Origin of the sequence: Gymnodinialimonas ceratoperidinii (assembly GCF_019297855.1) — a bacterium.
GTDB lineage: Bacteria > Pseudomonadota > Alphaproteobacteria > Rhodobacterales > Rhodobacteraceae > Gymnodinialimonas > Gymnodinialimonas ceratoperidinii.
On record NZ_CP079194.1, the window covers coordinates 2,436,002 to 2,461,348 of the forward strand.

A 25,347-nucleotide genomic window follows, 5' to 3' on the forward strand; every position below is an offset into this window, starting at 1 on the left:
GCGCGCCCTGCCATTTGCGCCGTTACCCGATCCGGTAGTTGGGGCTCTCGCGGGTGATCTGCACGTCGTGCACGTGGCTTTCCTTCAGGCCCGAGCCGGTGATCCGCACGAACTTGCAGTTGCGCCGCATCTCGTCGACCGTGGCGCTGCCGGTGTAGCCCATCGCAGCACGCAACCCGCCGATCAGCTGGTGCACAACGGCGCCGGCCGAGCCCTTGTAGGGCACTTGCCCCTCGATCCCTTCGGGCACCAGCTTGTCGCTGGCCGCATCCTTCTGGAAGTAACGATCCGCCGAGCCCCGCGCCATGGCGCCGAGCGAGCCCATGCCCCGGTAGGACTTGAACGAGCGGCCCTGGTAGAGGATCACCTCGCCCGGACTCTCGTCGGTGCCCGCGATCATCGAGCCGACCATGGCGCAGGAGGCACCTGCGGCAATCGCCTTGGCGAAATCGCCCGAGAACTTGATGCCCCCGTCAGCGATCACGGGCACGTCGCCCGCGGCCTCGGCGCAATCGGAAATCGCGGTGAGCTGCGGCACGCCCACGCCCGCCACGATCCGCGTGGTGCAGATCGAACCCGGCCCGATGCCCACCTTCACCGCATCCGCGCCCGCGTCGATCAGCGCCCGCGTGGCTTCCCCGGTGGCGACGTTACCCGCGACCACCTGCACCTCGTTCGACAGCGCCTTCACCCGCTCGACAGCCTTCGCCACGCCCTCGGAGTGGCCATGGGCGGTGTCGATCACGATCAGGTCGCAGCCCGCCTCGATCAGCGCCTGGCTGCGCTCGAAACCCGCATCGCCCACCGTCGTCGCAGCAGCCACGCGCAAGCGCCCGAGGGGGTCCTTGCAGGCATTGGGGTTCAGCACCGCCTGCTCGGTATCCTTCAGCGTCAGAAGCCCGGTCAGCACGCCGTCACCATCGGTGATCAGCAGCTTCTCGATCCGCCGCGCGCGCATCAGCGAGATCGCCTCGTCCCGGTCCGCAGGCTCCCGCAGCACCGCAAGATCCTCTGCCGTCATCATCGCGCGCACCGGCGTCGCGTCATCCTGCGCGAACCGCATGTCGCGGTTGGTCACGATGCCGAGCACCCGCCGGCTCTCGTCCACCACCGGAAAACCGGAGAAGCCGTAGCGCTCCATCAGCGCCTTGGCATCCGCCAGCGTCTGGTCGGGCGTCAAGGTCACCGGCGAATAGACGATCCCGCTCTCGAACCGCTTCACCCGTCGCACTTCGCGCGCCTGCGCCTCCACGTCGAGGTTGCGGTGGATCACCCCCATGCCGCCGGCCTGCGCCATGGCAATCGCCATGCGCGCCTCGGTCACCGTGTCCATCGCCGAGCTCAGCAACGGAATGTTCAGGGCGATGCTCTTGGTCACACGCGTACGCGTATCGGCGTCCGACGGCAGGACCGAGGACTTGCCGGGAACCAGCAGAACATCATCAAAGGTGAGGGCCTCGCGAATCTCCATCTGGGTGCTCCTTGGAGGGGATGTCGGTTGGCACGTCGCTATCCCATGGGGTGGACGCAGGGGCAAGACCTAAATCTGGTGGCCCTCTTCGTCCTCCGACCCGCGGCCGCGAAACCCTGTCGCTACCACGAATTTCTCCGAACTATCGGCGCGCGAGGCCCCCGGCTTCACGTTCGCCACCTTCTTGAAACGCTGCTTGAGAAGCGTCTGCAAATTCCCCTCGGCGCCACCCGCCAGAACCTTGGCCACGAAGGTGCCGCCGGGCTCCAGCACGTCGAAGGCCAGCTCCGCCGCCGCCTCGCACAACGCCATGATGCGCATGTGATCGGTCTGCTTGTGCCCCGAGGCGCTGGCCGCCATGTCGCTCATCACCACGTCAGCGCGGCCGCCGAGCCACTCCTTCACCTTCAGATCGGCATCGTCCTCCATGAAATCCAGCTGATGCAGCTCGCAACCCGCGATCGGCTCCATCTCCTGCAGGTCCAGCCCGATGATCCGACCCACAGCCTTGCCGGACTTCTCGCCCAGGGCATTCACCCGCTTCACCGCCACCTGACACCAGCCGCCGGGCGCACAGCCCAGGTCCACCACCCGCGCGCCGGGCACGAGGAAGCGGTACTTGTCGTCCAGATCGATGATCTTGTAGGCCGCCCGCCCGCGATAGCCATCGCGCTTGGCCGCGGCAACATAGGGGTCATTCAACTGCCGCTCCAACCACCGGGTCGAGCTCAACTTGCGCCCCCGCGCGGTCTTCACCTTGACCTTCAGATCGCGCTGACCGCGCCCGCTCGTATTCTTCACCATCGTCTCAACCCTCGCGCCACTGCGCCCAATCTTCCGGCCCTCGCATCGTAATACAACGCTCGCAGACCCGCGCCACCGCGCTCCTTCATCTTGGCCAATACAACTCAAGACCGCCACTGGCCACAAATCCAAGCATCGGCGATGGCAGCCCACCGCCAGACCAGACCGCCCCATGCCAAGAAATCATCGCCCCCGCCAGCGGTCAGGCCAAATTTTTCCTTGAAAATTTGCCCCCCGGCGACGACGGCGTCGGCGCAATCCGTTGCCAAGACGCCCGACACTCTCAGTACGGCCCGTCCTCCAGCACCCCGTCGCGGCTCATCTGCGCATAGAGCAGCCCCTCACGCAGGCCGCGGTCCGCGACCGAAAGGCGGTCCGTGGGCCAGGCGCGCAGCAGCGCCTGCAGGATCGCGGCGCCGGACATGATCAGCGTCTGCCGGTCGCGCCCGATGCGCGGGTCGCGCCGTCGCCCGTCGGGGCCCAGCGCGAGGTAGCCGTTGATCACCGTATCGATCTGCGTCGAGGTCATCCGCAAGCCGTCCACCTTGTTGCGGTCATACCGCCGCAAGCCCAGGTGCGAGGCCGCCACCGTTGTCACCGTGCCGCTGGTGCCGATGATCTGGAACCCCTTCAGCGTCTGCTCGGCAGCATCGGTATAGGGCGAAAACTCGGCCAGTTGTTCCTCGAAGAACCACGACATCAGGGCAAAACGCGCGCCATCGTCGGTCACATCGTCATACATGTCCTTTAGCGTGGCGACCCCCAGCGGGATCGAGATCCAATCCACCACCTTGGCGCGGGGAAAGACACTGTCGTCGTAATCGAACCCCTGATGCAGGCGCATGATCGCCTTGGGGCGTTCCAGCTTCGGCACCCGGCTCAGGTCGATCCAGACAAGCTCCGTCGAGCCGCCGCCGATATCGACAACCAGCAATTGCTCGGTCCGGGTCGAGACCAGCGGCGCGCAGGACACGACGGCCAGCTGCGCCTCTTCCTCGGGCTTGATGATCTCCAGCTCCAGCCCCGTCTCGCGCTTCACCAGACCGATGAACTCCGATCCGTTGACCGCCCGCCGGCAGGCCTCCGTCGCCACCAGCCGGGCGCGATCCACTTCGACCCGGTGCTTGGAAAGCTTCTTCTGGCAGATCTTCAGCGCCCCCACGGCGCGGGCCATCGAGGCGCGGCTCATCCGGCCCGAGGCCTCCAGCCCTTGGCCCAGTTGAACGGATTTCGAGAAGGAATCCACCACATGCAGCTGGCTGCCCTTGGGCTGCGCAATCAACATCCGGCAGGAATTCGTGCCCAGATCCAACGCGGCATAGAGGTCGTCGGGATCGGGGCCGTCCTTGTGGGTCTTCGCAGAGGGCGGGACGCGCCGTTCAACAGTCGGGGCCGCGCCGGGCTCTCCCTTGGGGATGACCGGGGCAACGGGTCTGGGGAACGGGCCGTCACCGCCGGGACGCTTGGGCGACATCGGCGCGGGCCTTTCCAAATTCGGTTACCAATGAACCTAACGGGTTCACCGGCCTCAAACAATGGTTGAGATCGCCCGCGCCGCCTTCCCCCGCCGTAACCTCATAAAGATGATGAGCGTTTTGGCCCGCGCCCGCTCTGGCAGAAACCCGCATCCCGCCGCTATGGTGCCGCCACGCGCAAGCAGGTCGTTTTGTCAGCGCGTGATGTCGAAAACAGGCCCGGTCCGGCGCAAACCGCCCCCTATGGTGCCCGAAACCCGGGCCGGATTCGCGGCCCCAACCGGAGAGTGTGCCATGCCCGCCATCACCCATGTCTTCTGGCGCGATATCCCCGCGCAGGTGATCATTGGCAAAGGCCGCTCCGGGGCTAAGGCGCCCCTGCCTGAGCGGTTCGAGCAGGCGATCGACCGCGCGGCCATGAAGGTCGGCGCCAAGGACGATGATGCCTATCTCGCGGGCTTCCACCGCGTCGTGGTGGGCGAGGCCGAGGGCGATCTGCACGAGGCCGCCGCCGCCGAGGTCGCCAAGATCGATGCCGCCTACGACACCACGCGCCTCAAGACGCTGATCGACGCCGAAGGGCACGATCCCTCCAAGACCGCTTAAGCAATTGACCACCCTCCGGGAGACACTCATGGCCCTACTCAACTTCCGCAAGCAGGCGCCCGCGCCCACCGCTTCCAGCGCCGATCTGGAAGCCTTGCTGCAAGGCTATTCCATCGAGGTGATGCCCCGCACCGCCGAGAAGGTCGAAGACTTCCGCCATTACCTGCCGGCCGGCACGCGGGTCTATATCGCCCATATCGACGGCACGCCGATCGAGGACATGGTCGCCACCGCCGCCCGCATCCGCGCCGAGGGCTTCGAGCCGATGCCCCATTTCGCGGCCCGCTCCATCCCCGACGCGGCCACGCTCGCGGATTGGATCGCCCGCTATCAGGGCGAGGCCGACGTGCGCGAGGGCCTGATCCTCGCCGGCGGCATTGCCGAGCCGCGCGGTGCGTACCATTCCTCCATGCAACTTCTGGAAACCGGTCTCTTCGACCGCGCGGGCTTCACCCGCCTGCACGTCGCAGGCCACCCCGAGGGCAACCGCGACATCGACGTGACCGGCGACGCCGGCGTCATGGAGGCACTGCGCTGGAAGCAGGACTTCTCCGAGCGCACCGACGCGCAGATGGCCATGGCCACGCAATTTGCCTTCGAGGCCGGTCCCGTCATCGCCTGGGCCGAGCGCTTGCAGGCAGAGGGCATCACCCTGCCGATCCATCTGGGCATCGCCGGTCCCGGCAAGCTGCAGACCCTGATCAAGTTCGCCATCGCCTGCGGTGTCGGCAACTCCCTGCAGGTGCTGCAGAAGCGTGCCAAGGACGTCACCAAGCTTCTCATGCCCTTCGAGCCCGATGAAATCCTTGCCGAACTGGCGACCTACAAGGCCGCGCATCCCGACAGCCTGATCGAGTCCATTCACTTCTTCCCCCTCGGCGGCATCAAGGCCAACGCCCGGTGGGCCATTGCCAACGGGGGGGCGGCCACCGCTCCCGTCAACCCTATCTCCGAAAGCGAATAAATGACGCGCACTGTTATCGAGTCGAAAACCAAAACCACCGTGATCGGCTTCGACGAGCCTTTCTGCGTCATCGGTGAGCGGATCAACCCCACGGGCCGCAAGATCCTCAACCAGGAGCTGGAGAACGGCGACTTTTCCCGCGTGGAGGCCGACGCCATCGCCCAGGTCGCCGCAGGCGCCACGGTGCTCGACATCAACTCGGGCGCGGTCTTCTCGGGCAAGATGGCCGAGGATCCCCGCTACGCCGACAACAACTTCGTCGAGCCGCCGCTGATGAAGCAGCTGATCGAGGTCGTGCAAGCGGTCACCGATTGCCCGCTGTGCATCGACAGCTCGGTCCCTGGCGCGCTGGAGGCCGGCCTTGCGGCGGCCGAGGGGCGTCCGCTCCTGAACTCCGTCACCGGCGAGGAAGAGCGGCTGGAGCTCGTCCTGCCGCTGGTGGCCAAGTACAACGTGCCCGTGGTGGCGATCTCCAACGACGACACCGGCATCTCGGAAGATCCCGACGTGCGCTTCGCCGTGGCCAAGAAGATCGTCGAGCGCGCCGCCGATTTCGGCATTCCCGCCCATGACATCGTGGTCGACCCGCTGGTCATGCCCATCGGCGCCATGGCGACGGCGGGCCATCAGGTCTTCACCCTCGTGCGCCGCCTGCGCGAGGAGTTGGGCGTCAACACCACCTGCGGCGCCTCCAACATCTCCTTCGGGCTGCCCAACCGCCACGGCATCAACAACGCCTTCCTGCCCATGGCCTTCAGCGCCGGCATGACCTCGGCGATCATGAACCCGGTGGCCCTGCCCATCGGCCCCAAGAAGATCGCCGAGAAAAAGGCGCTGGTGGAAGCCGCGGGCATCGTCCTGCCCGAGGACATGGACGACGAGACCTTCGTGAAGCTCTTCGGCATGGGCTCCACCAAGCCCCGCGCCGGCAAGGAGATGGAGGCCATCCGCGCCGCCAACTTCCTGCTGAACCATGATGACGGTGGCACCGAATGGATCACCTTCAACAAGGACCCCGACAGTGCCCCTCGCCGGGGGCGCGAAGGCGGCCGCCGCCGTGCGCGCGGGTGATCGCGCAGTTACGATACCCTCTAACGGCATCCCGATCCTTGCGTTCGGGGTGCCTTTTGCAATGACGGACCCCGTCACACCCCGAAATTTCCAATGGATCTGGCCCGCGCTGCGCATGCTGCGGCGTCTTTTGGTGATCGGGGCCGTGGCCCTGCTGGCGCATTACCTGCTCAACCTCTCGATGGACATGGCCGAGCGTCTGCCCGAAAGCCAACCCTCGCGGATGCAAAGCGCGCTGCTGGTCGCTGCCCTGATCGTCTACGCCCTGCTGATCGCCACCCCCTTCGTGCCGGGGGTCGAAATCGGCCTTGCCCTCCTGCTTTTGCGCGGTGCCTCCATCGCGCCCGCGGTCTATGGGGCGACGGTTCTGGGGCTCACCTTCGCTTACCTTCTCGGCCGCTACCTGAAGGACGACGCCCTGTCGCGGTTCCTGCTGGACCTCGGCCTGAAGCGCGCCGGGCAATATGTCCACCGCCTCACGCAAATGCCGCCGCGCGATCGCGAGGCCGAGCTTGAGGCCCGCCTGCCCGACTGGCTCGCCCTACCCCTCGTCCGCTACCGCTACCTGTCGCTGGCGTTGCTCTTGAACCTGCCGGGCAATGTCGTGCTCGGTGGCGGCGGCGGGCTGATGATCATGGCCGGGCTCAGCCGCCTCTACCATACCGCTCGCACGATCCTGACCATTGCGCTCGCCGTGCTGCCGGTGCCACTGATGATCTGGTGGTTCGGGACCGGCATGTTCACCCTTCCGCCCGCCCATTGAGCTTTTCACGAGATGCCTCCCATGCCCGACACACAGCCCCTCGTCATCTTCACGCCCTCCGGCAAGCGCGGACATTTTCCTGTCGGCACGCCGATCCTGACCGCCGCCCGGCAGTTGGGTGTCGACCTCGACAGCGTGTGCGGCGGACGGGGGATCTGCTCGAAATGCCAGATTACGCCGGGCTATGGCGACTTCCCCAAGCATGGGGTCACCGTCCATGACGGCGCGCTGAGCGAATGGAACGAGGTCGAGGCGCGATACGACCGGGTGCGCGGCCTGAAGAAGGGCCGCCGCCTCGGCTGCCAGGCGCGCGTGGAAGGCGACGTTGTCGTCGATGTGCCGCCCGAGAGCCAGGTGCACAAACAGGTGGTCCGCAAGGCCGCCTCCACCAAGCCCATCGTCATGGACCCTGCTACCCGGCTGGTGATGATCGACGTGATCGAGCCGAACATGCACACGCCCTCCGGCGATCTCGAGCGCGTCGCCGATGCGCTGCAATCGCAATGGGGCATCGGCCCGATCACCGCCCGCCTGCCGGTCCTCAAGACCCTGCAACCGGCGTTGCGCAAGGGCCATTGGCAGGTCTCGGTCGCGGTTCACACGGCGGCAGGGCAGGAAACCTCCGAGATCCTCGGCGTCTGGCCCGGCTATCACGAGGGCGGGCTCTACGGCCTCGCGGTCGATCTGGGTTCCACCACCATCGCGGCACATCTCTGCGACCTCTCCGACGGACGGGTGCTGGCCTCGTCCGGCCTGATGAACCCGCAGATCCGCTTCGGTGAAGACCTGATGAGCCGCGTGTCCTACGTGATGATGAACCCCGGCGGCGACGCGGAAATGACCTCGGCCGTGCAGGAGGCGCTGAACACGCTGGCCCGCGAGATCGCCGAAGAGGCGGGCATTGACCCAAGGCTGATCTTCGAGACGGTGATCGTCTGCAACCCGGTCATGCACCACCTGCTTCTGGGGATCGACCCGGTCGAACTCGGCCAGGCCCCCTTTGCACTGGCGACCTCGAACAGCCTGACGATGGACGCCCGCGACATCGGTCTGCAGGACATCGCCCCCACCGCCCAACTCTACCTGCTGCCCTGCATCGCGGGCCACGTGGGCGCGGACGCCGCCGCCGTGACGCTGGCAGAGGAGCCGCAGGCCTCCCAGGACCTCGCGCTGATCGTCGACGTGGGTACCAATGCCGAGATCCTACTGGGCGATACCAATGGCGTGCTGGCCTGTTCCTCGCCCACCGGCCCCGCCTTCGAGGGCGCGCAGATCAGCGCCGGACAACGGGCCGCCCCCGGCGCGATCGAGCGGATCGAGATCGACCCGGAGACCAAGGAGCCGCGCTTCCGCGTCATCGGGCTGGACCTCTGGTCCGATGATCCTGCCTTCCCCGAAGAGACCCAGATCACGGGCATCTGCGGCTCCGGCATCATCGAGGCCGTGGCCGAGATGCGCATGGCAGGCCTTCTGGACGCCTCCGGCCTGATCGGCAGCGCCGAGGCCACCGGCACGGCGCGCTGCGAGCCGACGGGGCGCACCCATGCCTATCTGATCCACGATGCCACCGCCACGGGCGGCCCCCGCGTCACTGTCACCCAGGGCGATATCCGCGCCATCCAACTGGCAAAATCCGCGCTCTACGCCGGGGCGCGCCTGCTCATGGATCACCGCGGCGTCGACAAGGTCGACCGTGTCGTGCTCGCCGGGGCATTTGGCGCCCACATCAGCCCGAAACACGCCATGGTGCTCGGCATGATCCCCGATGTGCCCCTGGAGAAAGTGCAATCGGCAGGCAATGCCGCGGGCCACGGCGCGCGGATCGCCCTGTGCAACCGCGCCGCCCGCACCCGGATCGAGGAGGTCGTGGGCGACATCACCAAGATCGAGACCGCCGTCGAGCCCCGTTTCCAGGAGCACTTCGTCAACGCCAACGCCATCCCCCACGCCACCGCCCCCTTCCCCGAACTCTCGAAGGTCGTGACGCTCCCGCCGGTGCACTTCGGTCAAGGCGGCGAACCCGGAGAAGGCGGCCGCCGCCGACGCCGGCGCAGCTAACCCCGCTCAAGCACCCAGACGACCCAACAGGCAACACCCCGCACCAAACCCGCGCGTCAGCGACAGCGGCGTCAACCGCCGCGCGAGGCTTCCGCAGCCCCACCGACACACCACGCCTCAACCCCACCAGCACCAAGCCTAGCCTCACGCCCCCTCCTTCCCTGTTCCCAAAATATCCCGGGGAGCGTGAGGGGCTGGCCCCTCACTCCCGCCCCATCCCCCAGAAACCCGCTCCGAGAGGCGCGCCCCGCGTACACGTCAAACAAAATTGAGAGACACCAACACCTGCCTGAATTAATCAACCATAACAGGGATCTATCCTAAACTCATACACCTACGCACACTCCCGCCACCCTCTGTCATCCACCTTGACGGACACCGCTTATCGGCGTATCTCGAAGCTCAGCGGCGGGTATGGTGAAAAGGTATCACGGCAGCTTCCCAAGCTTTAGTTACGGGTTCAATTCCCGTTACCCGCTCCAAATCTCCCGACCCAACAACCAATCGCTAGCGCGATTTCGGCACGCCCCGGCGCGGTCCATGGCGCGGCGGTTTTCCGGGCCGGCGTTTGCGGCGATAGCGCGCGTTGGGCTCCTCCGCGTCCCGACGGAACACCGCCCAGGCCGCGATGATGATGATACCGATTGCCAGCGCGGCGACGCCGCCGAAGGCCCAGAGCATGATTTTCATCGAGCCGATCCTCCCTCGTGGCGGAGCCTATGCCATCGTCGCCACGATCGCCAAGACCTCCGACCAGTCATCGAAAGCCGCCGCATGGGGCAGGTCCTGCAGGTCGGCTGACCGGTAGCCCGGCGTGTAGATCAGGAAGGGAACGCCCGCCCGCCGGGCGGCCTCGGCGTCGATCTCGCTGTCTCCGACGTAGATCATCGGACCGTCGCCCAGGGCGTCGAAGGCCGCCCTCAGCGGCGCCGGGTCGGGCTTGCGGCTCGGCAGGCTGTCGCCCGCCAGAACCACCTCGAACCTTTCCTGCCAGCCCAGATGCGCCAACACCGCCTCGGTCGGGCGCGCGGGCTTGTTGGTGCAGAGCCCAAGCCGGTGACCCGCGCGCGCCAGCGCGTCCAGGGAGGCCGCCACGCCCGGATAGATCTCCGTCAACCCGACCGCACGCTCGTAGTGGTGCAGGAACCGGGGCATCAGGCGGGCAGGTTCGCTCAAGCCACGGGCCTGCGCCATGCGCTCGACGAAGACGCCGGCCCCCTCGCCAACGAAGCCACGCGCCTCGGCGAGGCTCAACGGCGCGACACCGACCTCGGCCAGTGTCGCATTGGCGGCGGCGGCGATGTCCGGGACGCTGTCGATCAGAGTGCCATCAAGATCAAAGACGATGCGTGCCATGCTGCCCTCCAGTTTCCGCTTGAGCTACCGGGCGCGCCGGGGGGATACAAGACCAACCAGACGCCCCGGACGGAGACCTGCATGCCCCCCTATCACACGCCTCTGACCACCGACGCCCTGCGCTCGCTCGGCATTCCCGCGCCGTGGAACTTCGGACTGGCCGACCGCGTCCGGTTCGGAGAGATCGACGCCCTGGGCCACGTCAATCACACCGCCTACCTGCGCTGGTTCGAGAGCTTTCGCCTGCCCTTCCTCAAGGCCCGCAAGGTCACCGACTACGGCCCCACCGACCCGCGTCTCGTGCTCAAGCAAGTGACCTGCACCTATGACGCCGAGATGCTGATCGGAGAGGATTACGTCGTCACCGGCCGCGTCAGCGCATTTCGCAACACGTCCTTCACCATCGACTTCGCCGTCTGGCGGATCGAGACCGATCTTGCCCCCGTTCGCTGCGCCCATGGGGGTGCGGTCGTCGTACTGCTGAACCCCGACGCGCCGGGTCGATACCCGATCCCGGAAGCTGGACGGGCGGCGTTTGTCGCCGAGGATGGCGCGATCTCCGAGGCCTAGGCATGCCTGCGGAATACCCGCAATTGCCGCAAGGCCCTCCTTTTGATAAAATTTTCCCACTCTTGAGGAAATTTCGTTAACGTAGCGTAACCGTATGATTTCGCGGTGAGCTTCGTCCGCCCGGACATCCGTTTCCTATTCCGGTGTCCGCGTTTCGGGCGATGCCGCGCCTGAAATTCAATTTCGAAAGGAATGTCTCATGCATACACTTAATAGACGTTTAACGCGCGTGGTCGCCGCTGCAGCCTTGGCCACAACAGCCCTCACCGCGCCCGCCGTCGCCGGTTTCGTGGGGGTGAGCCGCTGCAACGCCGCCGGCGGCACCAGCGAGCCGGTGCTCCATTTCGTCGACGGCGGCCGTCGGTTCACCGTAGCCATCGGTCAAAATGGGCTGACACGCAATATCATCATGAACGAGCGCCGGGCGCTGGCCTGGGCGCGGGCTTCGGGCCTATTCCCCGAAGGCACGACCTTCGGCAATTACAACGATCACGTCTGCGGCATGTCGGTAGAGGACGCCCCCGAGCCCGCCCCCGAGCCGGAGCCAGAGCCTTCGCCGGAGCCCGAGGAGGAATGGCAGATCCCGATCGATATCGAAATCCCGTACTGCAACGGAAACTGCGTTGAATAGGCATTGACGGCCGGGGCAGGATCAGACCCCGCCTGCGGCCTTCACCTTCTCGACCAGCGCGAGGGTCGAGCCGTCCTTGCCCGCGCTGTCGCTCTCCCCGGTCAAAACCGGCTCCAGCGCCATGGCAAGCTCCTTGCCCAGTTCCACGCCCCATTGATCGAAGGAATTGATTCCGAGGATCACCCCTTCCACGAAGACCCGGTGCTCATAGAGCGCGATGATCTGGCCAAGGGTAAACGGCGTTAACTGATCGTAGAGCAGCGTCGTGGACGGTCGGTTTCCCGCAAAGACGCGATGTGCGGCCTGACGCTCCAGCTCCGCGCCTTCCAGTCCCTTCCGGGCCATCATCTCTCGCGCTTCATCGAGCGAGCGGCCCCGCATCAACGCCTCCGACTGGGCCAGGCAATTGGCGACCAGCAGGCGATGGTGATGGGCCAGTTCCGGCTCGTGCCCCTTGGCGGCGACAAGGAACTCGCAGGGCACGACGCGGGTGCCCTGATGGATCAACTGATAAAACGCGTGCTGCCCGTTGGTGCCCGGCTCTCCCCAGACGATGGGGCCGGAATGCAGATCGAGAGCGCTGCCGTCCATGGCCACGGACTTGCCGTTGCTCTCCATCTCCAGCTGCTGAAGATAGGCAGGCAACCGGCTGAGGCGATTGTCATAGGGCAAAACGGCACGGGTCGCGTGGCCCTGCACCTGGTTGTGCCACATGCCCACAAGCGCCAGCAGGACCGGCAGGTTGTCGGCAAGATCGGCCTCTTGGAAATGGCGGTCCATCGTCGCTGCGCCGTTCAGGAAACCGGTGAAGGCGTCCTTGCCAATCGCGATCGTCAGCCCAAGGCCGATGGGACCCCAGAGCGAATAACGCCCGCCGACCCAATCCTCGAACCCGAAGACCCGCTCTTCCGGGATGCCGAAATCACCCGCCTTTTGCGTGCTGGACGACAGGGCCACGAACTGCGCTGAGGGATCCGAGACCGTCTTCGCAAGCCAGTCGCGTGCGGTCTTGGCATTGGTCATCGTCTCGATCGTGGTAAAGGTCTTGGAAGCAACGATCACCAAAGTCGTTTCTGGATCAAGCCCTTGCAAGGCGTCGTTGATGTCCGCGCCATCCACGTTTGAGACATAATGCAGGCGCGGCCCATCGTGATAGGGCGCCAGCGCCAAGGTCGCCATGGCCGGCCCAAGGTCCGAGCCGCCGATGCCGATGTTGACCACGTCGGTGAAGCGTCCGCCCTGACCCTTGAAGCTGCCGCTGCGCACCGCCTCGGCGAAAGCCAGACAGCGGGCGCGGGTGTCCAGAACCTCGGGCATGACGTCTTCGCCATCGACCGTGATCGGCCCCTCGGACGCGCGCAGCGCCGTGTGCAGGACGGCCCGCCCCTCGGTCTCGTTGATCTTATCGCCCGCGAACATCGCTTGACGGCGCTCCTCGACGCCCTTGTTGCGCGCCAGTTCCAGCAGAAGAGACAGCGCGCCATCGTCCAACTGGGTCTTGGAGAAATCGAAGTAAAGCCCATCAGCCTCGGCCGAAAATGTCGCCACCCTGCCCTTTTTATCGAACAGGTCCAATATGTTGCGCCCGGACTTCGCCCGATTATGCGCCCGCAGTTCCGACCAGATTTCACCCATGGTGTCTACTCCGCCCAATGGACCGTTGCGCCCGACAGAACCGCGCTGATCGGCGCCTCTTCGGGGGGTAATTTCAGCGCGCGCTCCAGCGCGGCGCGTTTCTCAGCGCCGGTGATGACCACATGCTTGTTCAGCGCGTCGTTCAGGACCGGCGCGGTCAGGGTGATCCGCGGCTCGCCAGCGCCCTCGGCCCGCATCGGCATCAGCAACGGCGCATCCGCGTCGAGGGCAGCCATAAGGTTGTCGGCCCCGGGAAATAGGCTCGCCGTGTGCATGTCAGCGCCCATCCCGAGCAGAAGGACCGAGATCGGCAGATGCGGCTCCAGCCCTTCGGCGAGGCTCTCCATCGCATCCTCCGCGGCCATTCCATTCTTGAACAATGGGATGAGGTTCGCCTCGGAAGCCTTTGATACCAAAAGCTTTCGCTTGAGGAGCGCCGTGTTGGACCGCGGGCTATCTTCTTCCACCCACCGCTCATCATTGAGCACGACAAAGACGCGGTCCCACTCGAGGGATTGCTCGCTCATCACGTCGAAGATCGGCCCCGGCGTGGTGCCGCCGGGCACGCAGAACGTGGCCCTGTCATTGCCGCGCAGCGCCTCACCCAGTTCCGCCGTGAGCCGGTCCGCAAGGTCCAGCATCATCAGTTCACTGTCGGGGTATTCCACAAATTCCTTCATACGATATCCCTCCAACGTCGCCCGTCACGGTGCATCAGCATCAGGGCCTCTTCCGGGCCCGAGCTGCCTGTCTCGTAAGGCACTGGTTTCTCTCCGCGGGCCTTCCAGCCCTCGATGATCGGGTCGGTCCAGGCCCAGGCGGCCTCGACTTCGTCCCCGCGCATGAACAGCGTCTGGTTGCCCCGGATCACGTCCATGATCAGCCGCTCGTAGGCGTCAGGCACATGGCCCACGTCGGGCCCGAGCGCATCGGCAAACGACATGTCGAGAGGCACGTCCACAAGGCGCATCCCCCCCGGTCCCGGCTCCTTGATCGTCACCCGCAAATCGATGCCCTCGTTGGGCTGCAGGCGGATCGAGAGGACATTGGCCTTGTTGCCGGCGTCCTCCTCGAAAATCGAATGCGGCGTGTCCTTGAAGTGGATCACGATCTCCGAGCCGCGCGCCTTCATGCATTTGCCCGTGCGCAGGTAGAACGGCGTGCCGTTCCAGCGCCAGTTCGAGACGTGCAGCTTCATCGCGATGTAGCTTTCGGTGCGCGAAGATGGGTCCTCCACGTCCTCCAGATAGGATTGCTTGCCGACATATTGCCCACGGACGATGTCAGCCGGCGCCACCGGGTCGAGCGCGCGGATCACCTTCAGCTTCTCGTCCCGCACGGCATCGGGCTCGAACCGGTTGGGCGGCTCCATCGCGGTCAGGCAGAGAAGCTGCATCAGGTGGTTCTGCACCATGTCCCGCATCGCGCCGGACTTGTCGTAATAGGCGCCGCGGCCATCGACGCCCACCTCTTCGGCCACGGTGATCTGCACGTGATCGACGTATTGCGCGTTCCACAGCGGCTCGAACAGGACATTGCCGAAGCGGATCGCCATCAGGTTCTGGACCGTTTCCTTACCGAGGTAATGGTCGATCCGGTAGATTTGCGTCTCGTTGAAATGCTCGGCCAGCGTCGCGTTCAAGGCGCGCGCCGAGGCAAGGTCGCGGCCGAAGGGCTTCTCCACCACGATCCGCGCATCCTCGCGCGCGATGCCGTGGGCGTGGAGCCGCTCTGCCAGCGCCCCAAAGAGGCTCGGCCCGACCGAGAAGTAGAACGCCTGGGTCACGCCATCGCGCATCTTGCCCTTGAGCTCTTTCCAACCGCCCTCGCCCATGGCGTCGATCGGCAGATAGTCGAGCCGCTCCAGAAACGCCTTGATCAGCGCCTTGTCGCATTCTTCCTTGGGCAGGAATTCCTTCAGCGCCTTGTGCACCCATTCGGCCCAGGCCGCGCCGTCCTGCTCCGTCCGGGCTGCCCCGATGATCCGCGCCTCTTCCGGCATCTGCCCATCGCTGAAGCGCCGAAACAGCGCCGGCAGGATCTTGCGTCGGGCCAGGTCACCCGTGCCGCCAAAAATGACCAGATCAAACGGGTCGACCGGAATTACGCGCGAGACCATCACAGGTCCTCCTCGATTTGCGTTAGCGCTAACGGCGCCCTTCTATCCGACACTGCAACGGAATGTCTAACAAAACCGACACCGCCGACAACAACTCATCCTCGATCGGCCATACGGGCGGAAACCCGCGGTTTTCGGTGCCGATCAGCCTCCTGCTCAAGCGCCTGATTGCCGATGAAAACGGGCGGTTTCCTCAGTCCGGCTGCATCGCGCAGATCAACTCGAACATCACCGAGGCACCCAACCACGCGGTGATCCCGCCATTGTCGAAGGGCGGCGATACCTCCACGAGGTCCGCCCCGATCACGTCCAGCCCACGCAGCGCCCGCACGCAGGAGATCGCCTCGAACGATGTCGGACCGCCCACTTCCGGCGTGCCGGTGCCGGGCGCATAGGCGGGGTCCACGAAATCGATATCGAAGGAGACATAGGTCGGACCCTCGCCCACGACGTCCCGGCAGATCTGCATGACCTCCGACCAGCCGCGCTCCATGCACTCCTCGATCGGTATGATCCGCACGCCTTTCTCATGGCCATAATCGAAGTCCGAGGTGTTGTAGGACGTCCCCCGCATCCCCGCCATGACGCAGCGTTCAGGGTCGATGCACCCCTCCTCGATCGCCTGCCGGAACGGGTTGCCATGGGTCAGTGTCTTGCCCCCGAAATACGGCGGGTAGAGATCGGTGTGACTGTCCAGAAGCACCAGCCCGAAGGCCTCGCCCCGCGCCGCGCGCAACTCGCGCAAAACTGTCAGCGTGCAGAGGTGATCGCCGCCCACCATGAAAGGACGGATGTCCTGCGCCAGCATCCCCTTCACGAAGGCCTGCGCGTTATCCAGCGCCTCATCCTGATCCACCGGGCTCATCGCCACATCGCCCAGGTCCGCGATATTGGCCGTCTGAAAGGGCATCTGCCCCGTCGCCCGGTTCCGCTCCCGCAGCATCGTGGAGGCATCGCGCAGCGCGCGCGGCCCGTGGCGGGCGCCGGGCCGGTTCGATGTCGCCCCGTCCCAAGGCAGCCCGAACACACCGATATCCACCTCACCCCGCCGCGGATCCTCCGCCGCCAGATAGGGCAGCCGCATGAATGACGGCACGCCCGCATAGCGCGGCAAATCGGTACCCGAGGGCGGTTGGAAAAACGGATCGGACATGGAGCTTCCCTTTGACTGAGATTTCGAGCCGACGCTAGCGCCCGGCGCGACCGCTGTCACCCCGCACCACGCTTCCCTTCATCTTGGCAAATACAACTCGATCCCGAAGCCCTGCCGCGCGCGCCTAGGCTTCCAGTTCCGTGTCCCAGTAAAGGAAATCGATCCAGCTCTCATGCAGGTGATTGGGCGGAAACCGCCGCCCCTGGTTGTGCAACTCCGAAGCGTCGGGCTGCCGCGGCGCCCGCCGCAAAGCCATCCCCGAGCGCCGCAAGGATTTCGAGCCCTTGCGCAAGTTGCAGCGCGAACAGGCCGCCACCACGTTCTCCCAGGACGTCACCCCGCCGCTCGCGCGCGGCACCACGTGATCGAAGGTCAGATCCCCCTTCGCTCCGCAATACTGGCAACTGAACTGATCGCGCAGGAACAGGTTGAACCGCGTGAAGGCGACCCGCTTCTGCGGCTTCACGTAGTCCCGCAACACCACGACCGAGGGGATGCGGATCGTCGTCGAGGGGGAATGCACGTATTCGTCGTATTCCGCCACGATCTGCACCCGGTCGAGCCAGGCCGCCTTCACCGCCTCCTGCCAGGGCCAGAGCGACAGCGGCAGATAGCTCAGCGGACGGTAATCCGCATTCAGCACCAGTGCCGGGTTCTGCTTCAGCGCCCCCGGCGCACGAATGAATGTTGTCTTGAAATCCGTCTCGTCGCTGGACCGCACCTGCATCACAAAGCTACCTCACCCGGTTCGCCGCTTTGGCTCCAGGGCGAGAGCACCCGCCCAAGCCGTAACCCCACTATATCTAGGCGCGACCTAGGGGCAAGCAAAACGACATGATGTGGTCGCACCCATCTTCTAGGGTGCATTTGCGACACACAGGTGACGGTCCCGCGCGCTCAGCGCGGCAGCTTGTCCTTCAGAAACGCGAGCGCGACCGAGAGCCCGTCGGGCGCGATCCCGTGGGCCGTGCCCTTCATCACATGGGCATAGACCTCTTCCCAGCCTGCCGTCTCCAGACCCTGCGCGGCTTCCGGCAGGGATTGCGGCGGCACCACGTCGTCGACATCACCATGGATCAGCAAGACCGGCGGCCGCACGACCACCTCGTCCACCAGCGTCTCCGGGTCCAGCAACCGGCCCGAGAAGCCGACGATGCCCGCGAAGGCCTCCTCACGCCGGGGGGCCACATGAAGCGCGATCATCGTCCCTTGCGAGAAACCCACCACCGCCGTTTCCGCCGCGCTGACCCCGTGCTCTTCCATGACGTGATCGAGAAAGGCGTTCAGATCGACCACCGCTCGCGCCATGCCCTCGGCGGCCGCAGCCTCCGAGGAGCCGTCGATCCACGGGATCGGAAACCATTGGTACCCGGCCGGGTTCATCGCCGAGCGCTCGGGCGCGTCAGGGGCCACGAAAACCGTGTTGGGCATATGCTCTGCCAAGGGATCGGCCAGCCCCAACAGGTCGCGCCCATCGGCGCCATAGCCGTGGAGGAACACCACGAGCGAGGTCACATCCCCCGATTTCGAGGCCTTGGTTCCGTATTCCAACACGTTCTTCATATCGCACCTTCTCGCTTGGTCTTTTCCCGGTAGTAGGCCCAGAGCGCGCGGGCGGCAATGGCCCGCACCGGGCGCCACGCCTCCGCCATCGCCCGCATCTCCTTCTCCGAGGGCCGCGCGGAAAGCTCGAACAGCAGTTTCGCCCCCTCCTGCAACGCCAGGTCCCCCGCCGCGAAGACATCCCCATGGCCGAGCGCGAATTTCGCGTAAATCTCCGCCGTCCAGCGCCCGATCCCCGGCACCGCGATCAGCGTCGCCAATACCTCCTCGACCGGCGCCTCACGCAAGGCCCCGTAATCGATCCGAGCCGCCGCCAGCGCTTTGGCATAGCGCACCTTCGGACGCGACAACCCGCAGGCCTGCAAATCAGCCTCCGTGGCCCCCGACACCGCCGCCTCCTCATCAAGCCCGGCCGCCTGCAACCGCCCCCAGATCGCCGCCGCCGACGCGGTGGAGACCTGCTGGCCCACGATCGCGTTGAGCAAGGCGGCAAACCCATCCGCACGACGGCGCAGCGGCAAGGGGCCCGCGATCACCGCGAACCGCGGCTCGATCCGGCAGAGATGCGCAAAACCCTCCGCCACATCCGCCTCGGTCTCGATCCGCGCCCACTCCTGCGCCATGCGCCCTCCCCTTCATCTTTTCCCAAATACGGAAATTCCCGGCCCGAGACACGGGTCCGACGTCAGCCCATCTGGACGCTCCCGCGCAAACCCTATACCGCTGAGCCCATGTCTGACAGTACACTCACTACTCCGCCCGAGGAGCACAGCGCCGCCAAGCGCAATGTCATCGTCCTCGTGATGGCGCAAGCGCTGCTCGGCGCCCAGATGCCGATGCTTTTCGTGATCGGCGGCCTCGCGGGCCTGATGGTTTCGCCCAACCCGGCGCTGGCCACCCTGCCGATCTCGCTGATCGTCTTCGGCTCGATGACCACCGCACCCTGGATCTCGCCCCTGATGCAGAAATACGGGCGGCAGGTGGGCTTCTACATCGGCGCCACCGGCGGCGGGCTCGGGGCGGCGATCGCCATGGCGGGGCTCTGGACGAACAGCTTCCCCGTCTTCCTCGTGGGCTCCTACTTCAGCGGCATCTACATGTCGGCGCAGGGTTTTTACCGTTTCGCCGCGACGGACCGCGCCTCGTCCGCGTTTCGGCCCAAGGCGATCTCCTATGTCATGGCCGGCGGGCTTCTCTCGGCGCTGATCGGCCCGCAGCTGGTGAAAGCCTCCAGCGAAGCGACGGTGATCCCCTTCATCGGCACCTACGCCTTCATCCTCGCGATCAACGTTCTGGGCTCCGGTCTCTTTGCCTTCCTGAAGCTGCCCAAGCCCGAGCCCGCCCGGGCCGACGCGCCCAAGGGACGCTCGCGGGCGGAACTTCTGCGCGATCCCAAGATCATCGTCGCGATGATCTGCGGCGCGGTCTCCTATTCGCTGATGAACCTGATGATGACCTCGACGCCGCTGGCGGTCGTGGGCTGCGGCTTCACCACCGCCAATGCCGCCGACGTCGTCTCCGCCCATGTCATCGCCATGTTCGCGCCTTCCTTTTTCACCGGCCACCTGATCGCGCGCTTTGGCAGCGCGAAGATCGTTGCGGTCGGCCTCGTGGCGCTTGCGGCGGCGGGCATCGTCGCGATGAGCGGGGTCGAGCTGTTCCAGTTCTTCGTCGCCCTGATCCTTCTGGGGCTCGGCTGGAACTTCGGCTTCATCGGCGCAACCGCCATGCTGACGGCGGCTCACGCACCAGAGGAACGCGGCGCGGTTCAGGGCATGAACGACTTCATCGTCTTCGGCTCGGTCTTCATCGCGTCGTTGAGCTCGGGCGTGTTGATGTATTCGGGCGGCGGCGACGTGGTACGCGGCTGGACCTCGGTCAACATCGCCATGGCACCGTTCCTGGTGCTGGCGGGCGCGGCACTCATCTGGCTCGCCCTTCGCCCCAAGGCGCATCCGGTCTAGATCCGCCCGAGGAATGCGGCCCCCATCAGGCTGAGTTTCTCGCGCCCGTCAGGCAGCGCCAGCCGCCCTTCGACGACCGCCACCGGGTCCGAGACCACGCGGGCCAGGATCGCCTTGGCCCCTGCCGTCTCGTAAAGCGCCGCGCGCGCTGGCATCGCCGTATCCACGCGCCTTGGCCATCCATCCAGCGCCGCTTTCGCCAGCGCAGCGACCGCCTGCGGTCGCCCGTCGAGCAGCGGCACGCGGCCCCTTGCTTCCAGCGCCGGCACCGCCACGAGGTAGCGCGCCAGTCCCGCGGCATAGCCAATCGCGTCCGTCGCGGGGGTCGGCGTACCGCCAAGGGCGCGCAGCCCGGTGTCGATCAGATGGCCCGAGGTCCGTTGGATGTATTGCCTGAAAGCGGCCTCATCCTCGAACGGCTCCTTGTAGATGTCCCACCGCCGCGCCGCGATCAATTGATCCAGCGCCGCCACGCCCTCTGGATCCAGAAAAGACAGCGCGTCGACCACCTCGTGACGCCGTGCGCGGCGCTCCGAGATTTCCTCCAGCGCGTCGCGCCACCATTGCAGGCGCATCTCGGCGATCATCGGCTCCTCGGTCACCCAAGGGGCGCGGCTCACCTCGATGTTGAAGGCATAGAGCGGCAGGAGTACCTCGCGCGCCGCCAGAGGGGCGGCCATCGCGGCACGAAACCGGCGCGGGTCGCCGCGCGCCACCAGATCGGCACAGGCTTGCAGGCTCACAGCGGCCTCACCACCGACAGGAGGTAGCCGGTCTCCGCACGGTTGGCGCGCCATGCGGCGATCTCGGCCTCGGCCTCGTCCAACGCAGCATGCATGCGCGTGTCGGCACCGGGCCGGAGCGCCGCAATGCGCGCCTCCATCGGGCCATGGTAGCTCTGCCACGCCACGTCCGAGAGCTTGCGCGTGGCGAGGGTCTCGAAGCCTGCCAGCCGCACCTGCGCCGCGATGCCATCGGCGTCGGTCAGGCGCGGGTAATCGCTCCAGATCGCCTTGACCACATCCGAGGCCGGGCCGGGCTTGAACAGGCAAGGTTCGGAGAAGGCAATCGCCCCGCCCTCCGCCAAGGCAGGCCGCCAGATCGGCAGCAATTCCGCGATGCCGTGAAAATAGACCGCGCCCGCCGACCAGATGAAGTCGAAGGGTCCGGTGATCTCGGTGTAATCGCCTGCGACCAGATCGACCCTCTTGTCCGCCCCCCACCGCGCCTGCGCGGCGTCGATGAAGGGCGCATGCGCGTCGATCGCCGTCACATGCCCGCCATCGGCCGCGCGCAAGAGCGCGCCGATGTCGCCGCCCGGCCCGGAGCCCGCGTCACAGATCCTCGCGCCAGACGGCAGATCGGCAACCTCGGCGGCCCAGGCAACATCCGCCGTTTCGCCCGGCCCTTCGCGGGGCAGGTCGGCGTGGATCTTGAAGAAACTCTCTTTGTCCCAAGCGCTCATCAGGCGGGCTTTCGTTCTGTGTGCATGATCAGGGCCAGTCGCCCAGAGGCGCGGTCATCATCGGATGCCCCTGATCCACCTGTTCGAGGTCGAGGTCCGCATAATCACGCTCCCCCTCCATCCCGAAGGCGGCGGTGGCATGGTAGACGTCGTTATCCTCGCCGTGGCCGACCCATCGCAACGCGGTGCCGTCGGGCAGATGCACGGCGATCTCGTGGCGCAGGCCGTCCTCGGCCGAAGGCGTCCCGACCTCGGCGGAGAGGCCTACCAGATGCGGCGCGAGCCGGGCCCATGTCTGCGCGAAGCGCCCCGGCTCGGTCAGCGTGGTGAGGTCGCCGCCATCTGCATCTGCGGTCAGGACCCAGACCTTGTCGTCCGCGTTGACGACCTCGACGGTGCGGAAGCCGTCGTCGTAGCGCTCGAGATTACTGAGCCGTTGCGGCGTCAGCGCCGCCATGTCGTCGGCAGTCAGAGGCACGTCGCTCATGGTTTGGCTCCCTCGTGGATCAGTTTCCAGTTCACCGCGTCCAGCAGCGCCTCGAAGCTGGCGTCGACGATGTTGGGGGACACGCCCACGGTGGACCAGCGCCGGCCGTTGCTGTCTTCGCTGTCGATGATGACGCGGGTGACCGCCTCGGTGCCGCCTTGGGTGATGCGCACCTTGAAGTCGACCAGCCGGATATCCTCGATAAAGCGCTGGTACGGCCCGAGGTCCTTGGCCAGCGCCTTGGAGAGCGCGTTCACCGGGCCCCGGTCGCTGCCGGATTCGTCCATCGACTCGCTGACCGAGAGCTTTTTCTCGTCGCCGATCTTCACCACGACCACCGCCTCGGAGAGGCTCGTCATCCGGTCGTACTTGTTCTTGCGGCGCTCCACCGTCACCCGGTAGCGCTTGACCTCGAAGAACTCCGGCAGCAAGCCAAGCGCCTTGCGGGCGAGCAGTTCGAACGAGGCTTGGGCGGTGTCGAAGCTATAGCCCTGATCCTCGCGCTCCTTGATCGTATCGAGGATGCGCGGCAGGGCCGGATTGTCCTTCTCGACCTCCAGCCCCGCGTCCGCCAACCGCTTGCGCAAGTTCGACTGACCGGCCTGGTTCGACATCGGGATGATGCGGGCGTTGCCGACGACGCCGGGCTCCACATGTTCGTAGGTCGCGGGGTTCTTGACGATGGCCGAGGCGTGCAGCCCGGCCTTGTGGGCGAAGGCGCTGGCGCCGACGTAGGGCGCCTGACGGTGCGGGACGCGGTTGAGGATGTCGTCGAGCATCCGGCTGATCTGGGTCAGGCCCTCCAGCTTCTCGCAGGCGATGCCGGTCTCGAAACGCGAGCGGTAGGGCTCTTTCAGCAGCAGCGTGGGGATCAGGGTGGTGAGGTTGGCGTTGCCGCAGCGCTCGCCCAGACCGTTGAGCGTGCCTTGAATCTGCCGCGCGCCCGCCTCCACCGCGGCAAGGCTGCCCGCGACGGCGGTTTCCGTGTCGTTGTGGGTGTGGATGCCCAAGCGGTCGCCGGGCAGGCCCGAGGCGATGACGGCGCGGGTGATCTCGGCGATCTCCGAGGGCAACGTGCCGCCGTTGGTGTCGCAGAGCACGACCCAACGGGCGCCGGCGTCGACGGCCGCATGGATGCATTCCAGCGCGTAGTCGGGGTTGGCCTTGTAGCCGTCGAAGAAATGCTCGGCATCGAAAAGCGCCTCGCGGCCCTGCGCGGTGAGATGGGCGATGGAGGCGCGGATGTTCTCGACGTTCTCCTCCAGCGAGATCCCGAGCGCTTCGGTGACGTGGAAATCGTGGGACTTGCCGACGAGGCAGACCGTGCCGGTGCCCGCGTTCATCACGGCGGCGAGGACGTCATCGTTCTCGGCCGAGCGCCCTGCCCGCTTGGTCATGCCGAAGGCGGTCATCCGGGCGCGGGTCGTAGGAGCCGCGTCGAAAAAGGCGCTGTCGGTCGGGTTGGCGCCGGGCCAGCCGCCCTCGATATAATCGACGCCGAGGGCGTCGAGGGCCTCGGCGATGCGGATCTTCTCAGGGGTGGAGAATTGCACGCCCTGGGTCTGCTGTCCGTCGCGCAGGGTGGTGTCGTAGAGATAGAGGCGGTCTTTGCTCATCGGGGGCCTCCGGCGGGGGTGTGCAAGCTTGAACAAACTTGCAAGCCACTGATTTTGTTTAATTTATTGGAAAGACTTGTTGCCGCCGGATCGCTTGCGATCCGGTTCGCCCCCGACCCGCCCCCCAGGGCGGGGGCGAAGACGCCCTCACCCTCGGGCCGGGGGCGAACCTGTGTTGGGGTGAGCATCAGAGCCCCTCCAGCTTGGCGGCGTCGAAGTCGGGACCCGGCACAAGGTCCACGCCTTCCTTCGACATGCGGACCTCGACGCCGGCGGCCGTGAGCGCGGATTTGAGCGCGTCCACCGCCGCGAAATCCTTGCTTTGCATCGCGGCTTCCCGCGCCTCGGAGAGGCGGGTGGCATAGGCCGACAGATCTGCTGCATCGCCGCCCTGCGCCCAATCTGGCACGGTGCCGCTCCACAGCCCCATCAGCGACAGGGCCGCGCCGAGATCGGCGCCGTTGAGCTTGTGCATCACCGCCAGGGCTTGGTGAGTGTTGAGATCATCGGCGAGTGCCGTGACGACTGCCTCGGGCACCGCGTCGCCGGCCTCGGCCAACCCATACCACTTCCGCAGGGTCTTCTCGGCCTCGGCGCGCTTCTTCTCGGTCCAGTCCATCGGCTTGCCGTAATGGGTGGACAACATCACGAAACGGATCACCTCGCCCGGGATGCCCTTCTCGAGCAATTCGCGCACGGTGAAGAAATTGCCGAGAGATTTCGACATCTTGCGACCCTCGACCTGCAGCATCTCGTTGTGCATCCAGATGTTGGCGAAGCCGTGGCCCGCCGCGCAGGACTGGGCGACCTCGTTCTCGTGGTGGGGGAACATCAGGTCCGCGCCGCCGCCATGGATGTCGAAGCTCTCGCCCAGAAGCGCATGGGCCATGGCCGAGCATTCAATGTGCCAGCCCGGACGCCCCCGGCCCCATGGGCTCTCCCACCCCGGAATATCGTCGGTCGACGGCTTCCAGAGCACGAAGTCCATCGGGTCTTCCTTGTAGGGCGCGACCTCGACCCGGGCGCCCGCGATCATGTCGTCGACCGAGCGGCCCGAGAGCGCGCCGTAATCGTCGAAGCGGCGCACCCGGAACAGCACGTGACCGTCGCGGGCATAGGCGAAATCGCGGGCGATCAGATCCTCGATGAAGGCGATCATCTCGGCGATGTAGCCGGTGGCGCGGGGCATGTGGTTGGGGTCCAGCACGCCAAGCGCGCGGGTGTCGTCGAGATACCATTGCGCGGTCTCGGCGGTCAGATCGGAAATCTCGCGCCCCTCTTCCGCCGCGCGGGCGTTGATCTTGTCGTCCACGTCGGTGAAATTCCGCACGAAGGTGACGTTTTCGGCGCCGTAGACATGGCGCAGCAGCCGGAAGAGCTGGTCAAAGACCACCGCCGAGCGCGCGTTGCCCATGTGGGCGCGGTCATAGACCGTGGGCCCGCAGAGATACATCGAGACCTTGCCCGGGATGATCGGCTGCAACACCTCGATCTTGCGGGACTTCGAGTTCTTGAGGCGGATTTCTACCATGGATCAGGCTTTCGGGCAGGCGGGAACAGAGCGCGAGACCGGGCT

General features: G+C 66.1%; 25 protein-coding genes and 1 tRNA gene. 9 read left to right on the top strand and 17 right to left on the bottom strand.

The features are described from left to right. Positions 1–22: 22 nt before the first annotated feature. From guaB to KYE46_RS11765, 3 genes are all read right to left on the bottom strand, one after another. Positions 23–1,471: an IMP dehydrogenase gene (gene guaB / locus KYE46_RS11755; RefSeq protein WP_219000804.1), complete on the bottom strand. Its 1,449-nt coding sequence runs from the start codon at positions 1,469–1,471 to the stop codon at positions 23–25. A gap of 69 nt (positions 1,472–1,540) precedes the next feature. Further along, positions 1,541–2,275: an RlmE family RNA methyltransferase gene (locus KYE46_RS11760; protein WP_219000805.1), complete on the bottom strand. Its 735-nt coding sequence runs from the start codon at positions 2,273–2,275 to the stop codon at positions 1,541–1,543. Positions 2,276–2,558: 283 nt separating this feature from the next. Continuing rightward, positions 2,559–3,749, bottom strand: coding sequence for a Ppx/GppA phosphatase family protein (locus KYE46_RS11765; protein WP_219000806.1), 1,191 nt, complete (start codon positions 3,747–3,749; stop codon positions 2,559–2,561). Between the two features lie 295 nt (positions 3,750–4,044). On the opposite strand from KYE46_RS11765, the gene KYE46_RS11770 reads away from it, so the two are divergent. The 6 genes from KYE46_RS11770 to KYE46_RS11795 all read left to right on the top strand — a co-directional run bounded on the left by KYE46_RS11770 (position 4,045) and on the right by KYE46_RS11795 (position 9,694). Next, positions 4,045–4,356 (top strand): virulence factor, encoded by a 312-nt coding sequence (locus tag KYE46_RS11770; protein WP_219000807.1) that lies wholly within the window; start codon positions 4,045–4,047, stop codon positions 4,354–4,356. A gap of 28 nt (positions 4,357–4,384) precedes the next feature. Next, on the top strand, positions 4,385–5,320 hold the full coding sequence (locus tag KYE46_RS11775) for a methylenetetrahydrofolate reductase (protein ID WP_219000808.1): 936 nt from the start codon (positions 4,385–4,387) through the stop codon (positions 5,318–5,320). Beyond that, entirely contained in the window at positions 5,321–6,391 is a 1,071-nt protein-coding gene (locus tag KYE46_RS11780) for a dihydropteroate synthase (protein WP_219000809.1), read from the top strand. 61 nt (positions 6,392–6,452) lie between these two features. Further along, positions 6,453–7,154, top strand: a complete 702-nt coding sequence (locus tag KYE46_RS11785; protein WP_219000810.1) for a hypothetical protein — start codon at positions 6,453–6,455, stop codon at positions 7,152–7,154. A gap of 21 nt (positions 7,155–7,175) precedes the next feature. Beyond that, positions 7,176–9,212 carry an ASKHA domain-containing protein gene (locus KYE46_RS11790; RefSeq protein ID WP_219000811.1) on the top strand — a complete coding sequence of 679 codons (2,037 nt, stop codon included), beginning with the start codon at positions 7,176–7,178 and terminating at the stop codon, positions 9,210–9,212. A gap of 408 nt (positions 9,213–9,620) precedes the next feature. After that, positions 9,621–9,694, top strand: a tRNA-Gly gene (locus tag KYE46_RS11795). A 25-nt stretch (positions 9,695–9,719) separates the two neighbouring features. Here the strand turns inward: KYE46_RS11795 and KYE46_RS11800 are convergent. Together KYE46_RS11800 and gph are read right to left on the bottom strand one after the other, a co-directional pair. Next, complete coding sequence (locus tag KYE46_RS11800; RefSeq protein ID WP_219000812.1) at positions 9,720–9,902, bottom strand: hypothetical protein; 183 nt, start codon at positions 9,900–9,902, stop codon at positions 9,720–9,722. A 27-nt stretch (positions 9,903–9,929) separates the two neighbouring features. Next, complete coding sequence (gene gph, locus KYE46_RS11805; protein WP_219000813.1) at positions 9,930–10,568, bottom strand: phosphoglycolate phosphatase; 639 nt, start codon at positions 10,566–10,568, stop codon at positions 9,930–9,932. Between the two features lie 81 nt (positions 10,569–10,649). Here gph and KYE46_RS11810 point away from each other — a divergent pair, with 81 nt between their 5' ends. Further along, a complete protein-coding gene (locus KYE46_RS11810; RefSeq protein ID WP_219000814.1) occupies positions 10,650–11,138 on the top strand; it encodes an acyl-CoA thioesterase in 489 nt (162 codons plus the stop codon). A 247-nt stretch (positions 11,139–11,385) separates the two neighbouring features. Then, positions 11,386–11,769 carry a DUF4175 domain-containing protein gene (locus tag KYE46_RS11815; RefSeq protein ID WP_219000815.1) on the top strand — a complete coding sequence of 128 codons (384 nt, stop codon included), beginning with the start codon at positions 11,386–11,388 and terminating at the stop codon, positions 11,767–11,769. A gap of 21 nt (positions 11,770–11,790) precedes the next feature. Here KYE46_RS11815 and pgi read toward each other — a convergent pair whose 3' ends face one another. The 7 genes from pgi to KYE46_RS11850 all read right to left on the bottom strand — a co-directional run bounded on the left by pgi (position 11,791) and on the right by KYE46_RS11850 (position 18,862). Then, positions 11,791–13,404 carry a glucose-6-phosphate isomerase gene (gene pgi / locus KYE46_RS11820; protein ID WP_219000816.1) on the bottom strand — a complete coding sequence of 538 codons (1,614 nt, stop codon included), beginning with the start codon at positions 13,402–13,404 and terminating at the stop codon, positions 11,791–11,793. Positions 13,405–13,409: 5 nt separating this feature from the next. Next, complete coding sequence (gene pgl / locus KYE46_RS11825) at positions 13,410–14,084, bottom strand: 6-phosphogluconolactonase (RefSeq protein WP_219000817.1); 675 nt, start codon at positions 14,082–14,084, stop codon at positions 13,410–13,412. Next, positions 14,081–15,523 carry a glucose-6-phosphate dehydrogenase gene (gene zwf / locus KYE46_RS11830; protein WP_219000818.1) on the bottom strand — a complete coding sequence of 481 codons (1,443 nt, stop codon included), beginning with the start codon at positions 15,521–15,523 and terminating at the stop codon, positions 14,081–14,083. Before zwf ends, pgl begins: the two co-directional genes overlap by 4 nt. A gap of 193 nt (positions 15,524–15,716) precedes the next feature. Beyond that, the gene (gene speB / locus KYE46_RS11835) at positions 15,717–16,676 is read right to left on the bottom strand and encodes an agmatinase (RefSeq protein WP_219000819.1); all 960 of its coding nucleotides are present in this window, start codon (positions 16,674–16,676) and stop codon (positions 15,717–15,719) included. Positions 16,677–16,800: 124 nt separating this feature from the next. Further along, positions 16,801–17,403 (bottom strand): HNH endonuclease, encoded by a 603-nt coding sequence (locus KYE46_RS11840; RefSeq protein WP_219000820.1) that lies wholly within the window; start codon positions 17,401–17,403, stop codon positions 16,801–16,803. A gap of 170 nt (positions 17,404–17,573) precedes the next feature. Continuing rightward, positions 17,574–18,239 carry an alpha/beta hydrolase gene (locus KYE46_RS11845; RefSeq protein WP_219000821.1) on the bottom strand — a complete coding sequence of 222 codons (666 nt, stop codon included), beginning with the start codon at positions 18,237–18,239 and terminating at the stop codon, positions 17,574–17,576. Further along, entirely contained in the window at positions 18,236–18,862 is a 627-nt protein-coding gene (locus tag KYE46_RS11850) for a DNA-3-methyladenine glycosylase family protein (protein ID WP_219000822.1), read from the bottom strand. The genes KYE46_RS11845 and KYE46_RS11850 overlap by 4 nt, the downstream gene beginning before the upstream one ends. A 108-nt stretch (positions 18,863–18,970) precedes the next feature. Here KYE46_RS11850 and KYE46_RS11855 point away from each other — a divergent pair, with 108 nt between their 5' ends. Further along, the gene (locus tag KYE46_RS11855; RefSeq protein WP_219000823.1) at positions 18,971–20,203 is read left to right on the top strand and encodes an MFS transporter; all 1,233 of its coding nucleotides are present in this window, start codon (positions 18,971–18,973) and stop codon (positions 20,201–20,203) included. Here the strand turns inward: KYE46_RS11855 and KYE46_RS11860 are convergent. From KYE46_RS11860 to cysS, 5 genes are all read right to left on the bottom strand, one after another. Next, on the bottom strand, positions 20,200–20,946 hold the full coding sequence (locus tag KYE46_RS11860) for a squalene/phytoene synthase family protein (RefSeq protein ID WP_219000824.1): 747 nt from the start codon (positions 20,944–20,946) through the stop codon (positions 20,200–20,202). The genes KYE46_RS11855 and KYE46_RS11860 overlap by 4 nt on opposite strands. Further along, positions 20,943–21,668 carry a class I SAM-dependent methyltransferase gene (locus KYE46_RS11865; RefSeq protein ID WP_219000825.1) on the bottom strand — a complete coding sequence of 242 codons (726 nt, stop codon included), beginning with the start codon at positions 21,666–21,668 and terminating at the stop codon, positions 20,943–20,945. The genes KYE46_RS11860 and KYE46_RS11865 overlap by 4 nt, the downstream gene beginning before the upstream one ends. Positions 21,669–21,696: 28 nt before the next feature. Further along, positions 21,697–22,155: a hypothetical protein gene (locus tag KYE46_RS11870; protein WP_219000826.1), complete on the bottom strand. Its 459-nt coding sequence runs from the start codon at positions 22,153–22,155 to the stop codon at positions 21,697–21,699. After that, on the bottom strand, positions 22,152–23,771 hold the full coding sequence (gene cimA, locus KYE46_RS11875; RefSeq protein WP_219000827.1) for a citramalate synthase: 1,620 nt from the start codon (positions 23,769–23,771) through the stop codon (positions 22,152–22,154). Before cimA ends, KYE46_RS11870 begins: the two co-directional genes overlap by 4 nt. A gap of 187 nt (positions 23,772–23,958) precedes the next feature. Then, the gene (gene cysS / locus KYE46_RS11880; RefSeq protein WP_219000828.1) at positions 23,959–25,302 is read right to left on the bottom strand and encodes a cysteine--tRNA ligase; all 1,344 of its coding nucleotides are present in this window, start codon (positions 25,300–25,302) and stop codon (positions 23,959–23,961) included. Between the last annotated feature and the right edge of the window lie 45 nt (positions 25,303–25,347).